The sequence below is a fragment of the uncultured Mucilaginibacter sp. genome, from assembly GCF_903893715.1.
Classification (GTDB): domain Bacteria; phylum Bacteroidota; class Bacteroidia; order Sphingobacteriales; family Sphingobacteriaceae; genus Mucilaginibacter.
The window spans coordinates 1-11895 of record NZ_CAITNG010000150.1; the positions used below are offsets into that span (position 1 = coordinate 1).

General features: G+C 42.1%; 10 protein-coding genes. 4 read left to right on the forward strand and 6 right to left on the reverse strand.

Translation table 11 applies throughout. The features are described 5' to 3' along the window. The 3 genes from QZX97_RS17870 to QZX97_RS17880 form a co-directional block, all read left to right on the forward strand. A partial coding sequence (locus QZX97_RS17870; RefSeq protein ID WP_295664879.1) for a SusC/RagA family TonB-linked outer membrane protein occupies positions 1–2994 on the forward strand: 2994 nt, incomplete at its 5' end. Between the two features lie 11 nt (positions 2995–3005). Continuing rightward, positions 3006–4439, forward strand: coding sequence for a RagB/SusD family nutrient uptake outer membrane protein (locus QZX97_RS17875; protein ID WP_295652182.1), 1434 nt, complete (start codon positions 3006–3008; stop codon positions 4437–4439). A gap of 101 nt (positions 4440–4540) precedes the next feature. Continuing rightward, positions 4541–5230 (forward strand): hypothetical protein, encoded by a 690-nt coding sequence (locus tag QZX97_RS17880; RefSeq protein WP_295652180.1) that lies wholly within the window; start codon positions 4541–4543, stop codon positions 5228–5230. Here QZX97_RS17880 and bioD read toward each other — a convergent pair. The 4 genes from bioD to QZX97_RS17900 all read right to left on the reverse strand — a co-directional run bounded on the left by bioD (position 5215) and on the right by QZX97_RS17900 (position 8252). Further along, entirely contained in the window at positions 5215–5826 is a 612-nt protein-coding gene (gene bioD, locus QZX97_RS17885; protein ID WP_295652179.1) for a dethiobiotin synthase, read from the reverse strand. The genes QZX97_RS17880 and bioD overlap by 16 nt on opposite strands. Continuing rightward, on the reverse strand, positions 5819–6940 hold the full coding sequence (locus QZX97_RS17890; RefSeq protein WP_295652177.1) for an 8-amino-7-oxononanoate synthase: 1122 nt from the start codon (positions 6938–6940) through the stop codon (positions 5819–5821). The genes bioD and QZX97_RS17890 overlap by 8 nt, the downstream gene beginning before the upstream one ends. A 68-nt stretch (positions 6941–7008) precedes the next feature. Continuing rightward, positions 7009–7416, reverse strand: a complete 408-nt coding sequence (locus tag QZX97_RS17895; RefSeq protein ID WP_295652175.1) for a hypothetical protein — start codon at positions 7414–7416, stop codon at positions 7009–7011. Positions 7417–7478: 62 nt separating this feature from the next. After that, positions 7479–8252 (reverse strand): LexA family transcriptional regulator, encoded by a 774-nt coding sequence (locus tag QZX97_RS17900; RefSeq protein ID WP_295652173.1) that lies wholly within the window; start codon positions 8250–8252, stop codon positions 7479–7481. Between the two features lie 81 nt (positions 8253–8333). Here QZX97_RS17900 and QZX97_RS17905 point away from each other — a divergent pair, with 81 nt between their 5' ends. Continuing rightward, positions 8334–8693 carry a GIY-YIG nuclease family protein gene (locus QZX97_RS17905; protein ID WP_295652171.1) on the forward strand — a complete coding sequence of 120 codons (360 nt, stop codon included), beginning with the start codon at positions 8334–8336 and terminating at the stop codon, positions 8691–8693. Here the strand turns inward: QZX97_RS17905 and msrB are convergent. Continuing rightward, positions 8677–9165: a peptide-methionine (R)-S-oxide reductase MsrB gene (msrB, locus tag QZX97_RS17910; protein ID WP_295652169.1), complete on the reverse strand. Its 489-nt coding sequence runs from the start codon at positions 9163–9165 to the stop codon at positions 8677–8679. The two genes, QZX97_RS17905 and msrB, sit on opposite strands and share 17 nt — an antisense overlap. Positions 9166–9231: 66 nt before the next feature. Next, a partial coding sequence (locus tag QZX97_RS17915; protein ID WP_295664881.1) for a DPP IV N-terminal domain-containing protein occupies positions 9232–11895 on the reverse strand: 2664 nt, incomplete at its 5' end.

Genomic DNA, 11895 nt, shown 5'->3' on the forward strand with positions numbered 1-11895 from the left:
AGTGTGTTTGCTCAAAGCAGAAAAATTACGGGTACTGTAATCGGCGCCGACGATGGACAGCCCATTCCCGGTGTTTCCGTAAAGGTGGCCGGAAGCAATGTTGGTACTCAAACCAAAGTTGATGGAAAGTTTGCGATTACTTTGCCATCAGGGGCAAACTCTTTAGATGTGTCTTTTATTGGGTATGCAACTCAACATGTAAATATCACGGTTGCATCGAACTACAACATTAAACTGGTATCTAATACCAAACAGTTAACCGAGGTGGTTGTTACCGATAGTTATGGCGTACAAGCTAAAAAATCGTATACCGGCGCGGCAAGCACAGTTAGCGCGGACGCTTTGAACGACAAACCTTTTTCTACGCCTATCGACGCATTGCAAGGGCAGGTACCAGGCTTAAACATCAGCCAAAATACTGGTCAGCCCGGAGCAAATATTCAGGTAAGGCTAAGGGGTGTCGGCTCAATCAGTGCCGACTCTAATCCGCTTTATGTAGTCGACGGAATGATTATCAATGCTGGCGATCTTTCCCGTTTGAATACCGCAGGTGCTACTAACGTATTATCAGGTATTAATGAGGATGATATTGAAACAATTACTGTTTTAAAAGACGCATCAGCAACAGCTATTTACGGTTCGCGTGCTTCTAACGGTGTTATTATTATCACTACCAAACGAGGTAAAGCAGGTAATGCTCAGGTTAACTTTGATACTGAGGTGGGTAAATCAGTTAATTTACCATTACCGGTTGGCGGCAGGCCAATGGGTGGTACTGATTACGCTAATACCTTTTTGCAAGGTTTGACCAATGCCGGTGTTACCGGCGCTGGACAAACGCCTTATATTACCAGCTACGGTTTAGCCGGACCTTATAATGATTGGTATCCGCTGGTTACTAAACAAGGTCAGCAACAACAATACAATGTGTCTGTTAGGGGTGGTAGTGAAACTTCGCATGTTTTTGCCTCTGCCGGTTATTTTAAACAAGAGGCAAGCGTTATCGGTTCGGATTTGAAACGTATAACTGGCTTGCTTAACGTGGACCAAACCATCAGCAAAAGCTTTACATTCTCTACAGGTTTAAATATCTCGAATGTTCAACAAAACGATCCTTCGAACGGGGGTGCTTTTGCAAGCCCCGTTCTGTCTGCTTTCTTTTTGCGTCCTCAGCAACAAGCTTATGCTTCTGATGGTACTTTAAATACAAGTAGGGCTACCAATACTGATTTTTCAAGCATTTATAACCCATTGTATATGGTATTAAATGATAAAAAGTTTGATTCGGAGACAAGGGTATTGGGCAACGCCACAATGAAATGGAACATTTGGGATCAGTTAAAATACACCACTTATTTCAGCGGCGATTTAGTTGAATTGGAAGAACAACAATTTAACAACCCTATTATGGGCGATGGTCGTACAGCAGGTGGTCGTGGATACGATTATTACACACGTTATTTCAACTATTTGTTCCGTAATCAGTTAGATTACCGTTATGATTTTAGCAAAGACAATGATTTTTATGTAGAAGCATCTTTAGGCTACGAAGCACAAAAATCTGACGGTTATTTCATCAGTGCTAACTCAAACGGTTACCCAGCCACGCAGCCTTTATTAACTGCTTCAGTGAATGCATCTACGCCTACATTAGGTAACTCTTCGTTTAGTGGTTACACCTTCGATGCATTCTACACAAGGGGAAGTATCAATTATAAAAACAAATACTCATTGTCAGGTTCGTTCAGGCGCGAAGGTTCTTCGCGTTTCGGCTCTGATGTAAGTTTTGGTAATTTTTATTCTATTGGTGCCGCATGGAATGTTGACGAAGAAAGTTTCTTCAAAAATCAATCTATTTTATCATCTGCTAAGTTGCGCACATCTTATGGTTCGGTGGGTAACGCAGGTATAGGTAACTATGTAGCTCAGCCAACCGCCGGCTACGGCGCTGTTTATGGGGGTGGCGTTGGTCAAAACTTTAATACTATCGGCAACACTGCTTTAACCTGGGAATCGTCAAAACCACTTGAGTTTGGCGCTGATTTTGGTGTGTTAAAAGATCGTCTATCTTTCTCAGTTGACTATTATATCCGCAAAATCGATAACCTGATACAAAACGTGCCGATATCGAGGACTACCGGCTTTAGTACCGTTACCGAGAATATTGGTGCGATGAAAAACCAGGGCGAGGAAATAACCATCAAAGCCAGTCCGATAAAGTCAAAGGATTTCCAATGGTATACTTCATTTAATATTTCGTTTAACAAAAATACAGTTACTAAATTGGTTAACGATGCTTCTTTCTTAAACGGAAGCTTCCAGGTTGCAGAAGGTCAGGATTTCCAAACCTGGTATGCACGTGGATGGGCAGGTGTTGACCCATCTAACGGCGACCCACTTTGGTATACTGATGCCACCAAAACCGCAACAACCAATAACTATAACAAAGCTACCCCGTTTGCTCAATACCAGGCTGATCCAAAAGTTTTCGGTGGATGGACAAATACTTTTAGTTATAAAGGGTTTAGTATATCAGGTGACATCTATTATAACTTTGGTAACTATATCAACGACTCATGGGCATTTTATTTAACAGATGGAACAAATTATACTTTTAATAAGTATGCTTACGATTTGAACGCATGGACAACTCCAGGTCAAATCACCGATGTTCCAAAATATGTAGCCGGTGGAGGGACAGCTGCTAATGGTGCAACGTATTCCAGCTCATCATCGTTCTCTTCGAGGTTTTTGTATAAAGGAGACTATATCCGTTTAAAAAACCTAACTGTAGGTTACGATTTTAAAGGTTTATCACTTTTGAAAAAATATGGCATTTCGAAATTGTACTTGTACGGTCGCGGAACCAATTTATTGACCAAAACATACGACAGCAGGTTACCATTTGATCCGGAAGTTGGTGTAAACAGCACGAGCAATCTGGAGATACCACAGGTTAGAACCTTTACAGTTGGAATTAACTTAGGCCTCTAAAATTTAAGAACATGAAAAGAAAAAATTATATCTATATATTTTTGGCGGGCATAATAGTTATGTCGTCTTGCAAAAAACAATTTTTAGTTGAAACACCTCCAAGTGCGACGCCGGTTACATCGGCAATCGTTACAGATTATGACATGTCTGATGCTGTAAATGGTATGTATGCAGCCATGAGGTCTTCTTCATTATTTGGCAGGGATATCCCTGTGCTGGGAGATGTATTTTCTGACAACGTCTACGTTTCATCAACAAACTCAGGGCGCTATTTGAGTGAGAACAATTTTTCGATGAATAATCTCAATGGTGAAGCTTCGGACATTTGGACTCAAGGTTATTTTACAATACTGCAAGCTAACCGGATCATTAACTCAAGTATCCCGACTGACGCTACAAACAGCCAATTGCGCGGAGAAGCCTATACAGCCAGGGCTTTAACATACCTTGAGATGGTCAACTATTTTGGGCAGTCTTATAATGTTAGTCCCACCGCCTTAGGTGTTCCAATTGTAACCGGATACACAGGCCCTGGCACTGAACCTTCACGTAACACGGTGAGTGACGTATATGCACGTATGATAAAAGATTTGGATAGCGCTTATGTTTTGATGGGTACAACACCTATCAGTTCTGCCTATCATGCAACAAACTCCGAATATTTAGCAAAATATGCGGCAAAAGCAATTGAAGCCCGTGTATATCTTTATAAAGGCGATTATGCAAATGCTTTAGCTGCCGCATTATTGGTTATTCAAAATGGTGGTTATACTTTGGTTCCGTCAACCGGTTTAGCGGCATATTGGGCTAACCCAGCAGCATTGACCAACAAACAGGAAACTATATTTGAGCTTGCGTTAAACCTTGCATCAAACAACGGCACCAACGGGTTGGATTACATGTATGCTCAGGCAGGCTACGGTGATTTGCTTTGCGCAACCGACCTATACAATTTGTATTCAACAACGGACGCAAGAAGAGGTTTGATATTGAATGGAACAAGGGGAGGTCTGCAAGCCTATATTGTTAACAAATATTCGAATGTTACCAATGCCTCCGATAAGGACGATATTAAAATTATCCGTTATGCAGAAGTTTTATTGACAGCTGCTGAAGCTTATGCACAAACGGGTGATAATGTAAATGGTGCTTTATACCTAAATATGGTTGCAAAACAACGTGATCCATCGTTCCTTGGTTATACGGATGTTGGTACTGCCTTAATTAATGATATTTTAACCGAAAGAAGGAAAGAATTGGCATTTGAAGGCCTGCGTTGGTTCGATTTAACACGCACAAATGCCGTTGTTAATCGTTTAACTACCGCACCGCAAGCTGCATCAACGTTAAATGTTGTACCAGTGGGCGCTACTTACCGTTTAATGCCTATTCCTTTCACAGAGTTAAGCGCAAACCCTAATATAACTCAAAATCCAGGTTACTAATCATAGATTTTAAGTTAATAATAAAATTAATTGAAAAAAGCCGTTCTGATATTTTCAGGATGGCTTTTTTATTGTGATATTTTCCCTATATTTAACCAAGTATGAGATACTTAATAACTTTTTTTACGCTGATGTTTGGCTTACTTGCAGGTAGTAACATTGCGTATTGTCAGCAAGTACCAACACAAAATTTAATCTTGATCGATGGAAGAAATGTTAAAGAGGTCGATCATTCGGAAATACAAGGATCGCCCTATTTGAGCGATGAATGGATAAATGGGTTAGTGAAGTTTAGCGACGGCAGGACCTATAAGGATATTCCGCTAAAATACAATCAAGTAAATGATATACTGTATTTTCAAAATGACAAAAAGGAAACCTTAACATTTGTAAAACAAGTAACTGATTTTATCATTGCCTATTCAAGCGATAATGAAGATCACGTAAAACATTTTAAAAGTGGTTTTGCAGACATATCTGGTTATACCACACAAAACTTTTTTGAGGTGCTTGTTGAAGGGACGGCTCAGTTGTTAAAGAAAAATCACAAACATGTTGTATCAGAGTCGGGTATGGCGCTGGGTACTACAATTCAAAAATATGCTGATAGTGAAAGCTACTATCTTGTTATTGCAGAAAAAGCATACACACTAAAAAGGGATAAAAAAGCAATATTGGCTATTCTTGCCAATAAACAGGCTGAATTAGAAGCCTATATTAAAGCAAACAACCTAAATTTGAAAAACGACCCTGACCTGGCGAAACTGATCAATTATTACAATTCGATATGATTGGCGGCCGATAAAATTTCATCTTTTTTAAAGTTTTCGATTTCGGGGATCCTTAGCACCGGGGTTTCTTTAGTGTACCGTTCAATTAATTCTTCAGAAAAACTATCATTATTGCCATTGAATATCAGCGCCCTAAGTGCTATTCCCCGAGCGTTTAAAGCATCAATAGACAATAAAGTATGATTTATACTGCCCAAATAATTCCTTGAAACCAGCGCCACTTCGGCATCCAATTTTTTTATCAAATCTATCATCAGGAAGTTACTGTTCAAGGGCACCATTAAGCCACCGGCGCCTTCAATAATCAGTTGGTTGCTGGTTTGGGGTAGGATGATTTTGTCGGGGTCGATTTCAATACCATCTAAAGCTGCGGCTTTGTGGGGTGAGTAGGGTTGCGTGAGGCGGTAGGCTTCAGGGTGAAAATGCGATATTGAATTTGATACCAGGCTTTTGACGGTTATGGTGTCGCTTTGATCTAAGTCGCCGGCCTGTACTGGTTTCCAGTAATCTGCTTTTAGTTTTTCGACTAAGATGGCCGCTACGATGGTTTTACCAACACCGGTACCTATGCCTGTAACAAATATGGGCTTACTCATGGATGTTTTGCTTTAACAAGTTAGTTAAATTTAGTATTTCTTCGGGCGTATTGAATGCGTGCAGACAAATGCGCAAGCGTTCGGTACCTTGTGGTACAGTGGGGCTTAAAATAGGCCGTACATCAAAACCTGCTTGCTGCAGTTTCTGCGCAAATTGCGAAGTTAGCTCATTGCCCGATAGGATGATGCTTTGTATAGCACTCATGCTTTCTAACAGGCCGGTATGGCCGCTAAGCTGTGATTTGAACAAGGAAATATTGGCCTGCAATTGTTTTTGCTCATTATCCGACTCTTGTAACAGCCTGTATGCCACTTTAACCGTAGCCAATTGATGCAGCGGGGCCGCCGTGGTAAAAACAAATGAGCGGGCGAAGTTGACAAGGTACTCCCTTAGTATACTACTGCCTAAGACAATGGCTCCGTGCGCGCCTAAGGCTTTTCCAAATGTAATTACCCTTGCGAATACCTGGTTTTGTAAACCCAAGCCGTTTACAAGCCCCTTATTGAATACACCTAACGCATGAGCTTCGTCTACGACCACCTTGGCATTGTATTGCTCTGCCATGGCAATTATTTGTTGCAAAGGTGCAATATCGCCGTCCATAGAATATACACTTTCCACTGCGATGTAGATATTGCCCTTTGCGTTTTTTAGCTTCTCTTGGAGGCTTGTCAGGTTGTTGTGCTTAAAAATATAGCGGTTGGCATAACTTAAGCGTGCACCGTCGATGATGCAGGCATGTATGAGTTCGTCGGTAATGATGGTGTCGCCGCGCTGAGGGAGGGAAGAGAACAGCCCCAAATTGGCATCGTAGCCTGAGTTGAATATCAAACCTGCTTCTGCGTTATGAAAATGAGCTATTTCGACCTCCAGTTCCTCGCAAAAATTGGTGTTGCCGCTTAGCAGCCTTGAACCGGTTGCGCCATTGAGGTAAGCGGGATGTTTTTTTAAAAAATCCTCCGTGTTTTGTTTTAGCACCGGCGACCGCGCAAAACCAAGGTAATCGTTCGAGCAAAAGTCTATCAGGTTGTTATCGGGTTTCAAGGTCCTTAATGTGCCTGCGGCTTTCCTTTCGTTCAGTTTTGCTTCAATATAAGTTTCCGGTGCGCCCAATGCTTGAATAATTTGCTGCTAAAATAAGAAAAGCGGCTCAAGGCCGCTTTTCATTTTAACAATTAATGTTATTCCTGTGATGGAGGGGGAGGTGTACCACCGCCGCCGCCCATGCCGCCGCCACCTTGTTGCATTTTGGCACGCATGTCAGCCATGTATTTGGTGTAAACTGCTTTTTGGTCGTCGGTTAAGACAGCTTGTACCTTAGCTTGTTGAGCCTGCATCATTGGACGCATCGCTGATCTATCGGCACCGGCTTTCATTAAGCTATCTCTTGTCGCAGCAGAAGCTGTGTAAATTGCTAAAATTTTCTTACTTTGATCAGCAGTTAAAGTAGGAACTGCGGTTTGGATGCGTTTAAGTTGTTCATCCGGAGTACCGCCACCCATTCCACGGCCACCGCCGCCACCACCTTGAGCCTTGCTCAGGGATACTATGCTAACTAATAAGCAGCATACTAACAATAGTTTTTTCATTTGTTTTAAGTTTTAATTTAAGATAAAGATAATGGCAAATAGTTTAATTGCAACCTTGTAACTTAATTGTTGCCTTGCATTTTTGCAATGGAACGCTGCATTTGCGTCATCATGCTGGTGAGGCTCTCCATGGTAGGCTCGGCAACTGGTTGGGGCAACTGGGTAGATATATAGGCTTTAGCTTTCCAAAGTTCCAGAATGTCTTCGCCGTTTACTTCATAGGGTTCGTAAACAGGATTGTCAGATACCAGTTTTAATTTTTTCTGTTCTTTAAACTTATTACCGATACGTTTATATACCACCCCGTCGGATTTGCTCACCACCACATAAGTCTCAGCAGGTTTCACATCGCCCCAGTTTTCTACATATTCACCAATGATAATAGAGCCTGATGGGAGGGGGAGCATTGAATCGCCTTTTATTTCGAAAGCGCGGTAGGTGCCATTGGTAAACATGGGTAAATGGAACTTAGGCAAAGCGGCCACATATTCGGGATCGGCGTAGCCATTCAGATAACCGGCGCTGGCCTTCATCGGCACCATTTCGATGTTCTCGTTGTCTTCTTTATCAACGGTGATGCTCAGCACCCTTAAATTGGCCGGATTGCCCTTTGGTTTGGGCGACCATTTCTCGTCAATCACTTCGTTTATGAAGTCGTCGACGGTTATATCAAAAAAAACAGCTAATTTTTTTAGTAAATCATACTTCGGTTCGGCCCTTTCTTCCTCGTAAGCACCTACTAACGATCGTTTTATATTTACCTGATCTGCAAACTGTTGCTGTGTTAAACCCTTTTTTTTGCGAAGGAATTTAATATTTGATGAAATATTTGACATAAAATTTGTTTTTACTAAAATTGTTAGTATTTTTATGCCAATAAAATTAGTAATTATTTTTCAAATAGACAAATTAAAATTATGAACAGCTTTATCTACATCATTACCGACCGTAACCGCAACTGTTTACATACCGGCATGTGCGCCGATTTACTAAAGACTTTAGATTTTTATACCCAAATGCCCAACCTGTTTTTCGACAGTGCGCAACAGCTAAACCGTCTGGTTTATTTTGAAGAGATACGCAACGAGGAGATGGCCATGGAACGCTTTAAAATAGTGAGCCGTTTTACCAGAAGCCAAAAAGAAAAAATGATCAGATCTGTTAATCCCGACTGGGTAGACCTGACCATTGGTTTAAAATACGAGAAAGAGTCCATACAGCGCGACCTGTTCAGGCCAACGCTGATGCCGCGCAGTAGGGTTATGGCTTCTTTTTAAATATCAATGCGCCCGAGTTCATGCAATAGCGTTTTCCGCCACGGTCGGCGGGGCCATCATCAAAAACATGGCCCAAATGCAGGCCTGTGCTTCGCTCTATTACTTCATCGCGGCTCATGCCGTAGCTGTTGTCTTTTATAATCTCTATTTTTTTAGGATCTACCGGTCTTACAAAACTTGGCCAGCCTGTACCGCTGTCATATTTATCGTCCGATGTGAACAGAACTTCGCCTGTCGCGGCGCTCACGAATACCCCTTTTTCGTGCATATCGAAATACGCGTTCTTAAAAGGTGGCTCTGTACCACGTTCCACCATAATGTAGTATTGGTTAGGCGTCAGTATCTTTTTCCATTCCTCATCTGTTTTTGATTTTGGACGATTTTGAGTAACCTTATTTGTTTGGGCGTTGCCTAATTGGTATATCGATACCATAAACAACAATAATGGGATTAATTTTACTGTCTTTTTCATATCTCCATATACGTTTACCAATTCGAATTGGTTTGCTGTAGTATCTAAATAATCAGTTAACGCCAATTACCAACCCGGTGTAAAGTTTAAGCCAAATACGGGTTTGCTCACATCATCGCGCTGGAACGGAAACGCATAGTAAGGCTCGAGTATAAATGCCCCGAATACGTTTATCCTTAGCGAGATACCCACGCTAGTGGCGGGTATACGCGCGTTCTCATATGTAGTATAGGTAATTCCACCCATGGTACCCGAACTTGTTTGTTTTAAGCTGCTTTCAAACTTGATGGCGTCGCCGGCGTTCCAGGCCAAGCCTGCATCGAAAAAGAAATTAAGATCGGAGAAGAAGAATTTCGAGGGTATTTGTGACAATTTTTCGGGACCCGTAAACGGCAAACGAACCTCGAAATTGGCTACCGCTATGCGGCTGCCCGATAATTGATCGATGGTAAAGCCATTGTTGGAGCCGGTAGTGCTGTTGTAAAAGCTGTTGGCCTCGTAACCCCTGATATAAAAAGGGTAACCCACATACAATGGATATAGCTGATTGCTGCTGCCCAACCTGCCATAGGCAAAAAACCTTGCGGCGAATGTTACCGGCTTAACACGTACATATTTACGCACATCGATAGTTGGCGCTAAGAAATTATAAGTGCCAAAGTCATACTCCATGCCAAAGCGATATCTAAAACCGTTTAACGGAGCTGTGATGCCAAAATAAGAGTTATCGCCAACAAAGGCAGTATTAACGTTCATAAGCGCGTATGAGTTCAGATTGACATTCAGCAATTGTGCTTCATCCGAATTGGCTACTTTATAATGCCCGCTATTGAGATAGTTGCCATATTGGTCTTCGTCGGTATAGTATCGGTCGACCCTAAAATAGTTGAAGATGGCTCCTGTACCAAACTCTGCACGGTACACTTTTGAAAAGGGGTAGGATGTGAACAATTGCAAACCGTCCTGAAAATTTCGTATAATATCATTCTGCAATTCATAACCCGGAACAGTAGTATTACCCACCTGGTAATTATTCGGTTGCACGTTGTAGAAACCGTACTGATATGGGATATGTGATAAGGCCACGCCATAGTTCCACCGGCCTTTTTGGTTAATATAAGCAACCTGCGCGCCAAAATCGTATACTTCACCATTAACGGAAGCCGCTGCGAATATCTGGTTGCGGCCCAAAATATCGCTAAAAACGCCCTGGATACCGCTTGCCAAACCGGCACCATAAACGGTGTTAACCCCAACACCTACGCCGCTGCTGGCCAAATAATCAAGTTTAAACTGCGGCCTGTATCGTTCTTCCTGTATCGAGTCGGCAGATATTTTTTGGTAAGCCAGGTAATTGTTCAGGTTCGAGTTTATTAAATCCACACCAACAGCCTTGAATGGCGGCAACAAGGCCGCATCAAAATTGAGTGTGTTCGGGTCGACCACTTTTGGTTTAAAATCGGTGTCCTTAGCATTGTACAATGCATATTTTTGAGCAAGATAATATGAATAAACAATGTCGTTATTGTTGGATATGCTCAATGCCGGCGAATATTCGGTGATGCCGCAAATACCTGTAAACAGGTCGGTCATCTGTTCAACCTGACCATCGCTTAGGCGGTAGCGGTACATATTGCGGAAACCATCACGGTTTGAAAGGAAGTAGATGTATTTATCATCCGACGAAAACTGCGGATTAAGGTTGTTGGCGCCGTTAAATACAGTGATATCTGTTATTTTACGGGTAGCAACGTCCATCACAGCGAGGTTGAAGGGAATGGTTTGCCCTAAAGATTTGTCGTACGTGGTCCTATCGCTGGCAAATACCAGTTTGGTGCCATCGTGCGAGAAGCTTGGCTGATAGTCGGAATAGATATCGTTGGTCAACTGCGTAAGTTCTCTATCCTCTAAATTGTAGTTGTATAAGTCGCTTTGACCCTCGGACATGCCCGAGAAAACGATATCCTTTCCGTTTGGCGACCATGTTACGTAGCTAAACTGCTCGGCCTTCTCCATCGATATTTCGTGGAGTATTTTACCGTTCGAGACATCGACAATGACCAGTTTGTTGCGCCCACCGCTAAACACACTGAATGCGAATTGCTTACTATCGGGCGACCAGGCACCGGCCGACTCGATGAAGTTAAACTCATCGATATGGGTGTTTGATATCTTGCTCGTCAGCTTTTTTAATATTTTGCCGGTCTTGGCATCGGCAAGGTATAAATCGATAGAAAAAAGATCTTTCTCGGATAAAAACGCCACATATTGCCCATCCGGACTGATAGCAGGCGCTACGGTCATTTCGCCTGAGTTTTTATAATCGATAATTTTTTGACCGGGTGGTATTTGCGCGGTATCCTTTAAAAAAGGTTTGTAAGCTTTTTGTATGGAGTTTTTCCAAAGGCTCGACAATGTTTTTTCATCATAACCAAAGGTGCGGCGTATACCATAATCGAGCCCGTAGCGGGCAGTATTTTTAAAGAAAGGCACAATAATCGTATCGCCATAAGTAGAGCCTATGAACGACCAAAACGCTTCGCCATAGCGATAGGGGAAATACTTATTACTCTCTGTAAGGTCTCTTATCGTTGGTATGTTTTTATTGAGATAGGCATCTCGCATCCACATGGCCGTGTAAGCGTCTTTTTTGCCCAGGCTTAAGTATTCTGCCATACCTTCTATCATCCAAAGGGGCAAGTTGCCAATTTCGGAAAACTGGGTTTGGTC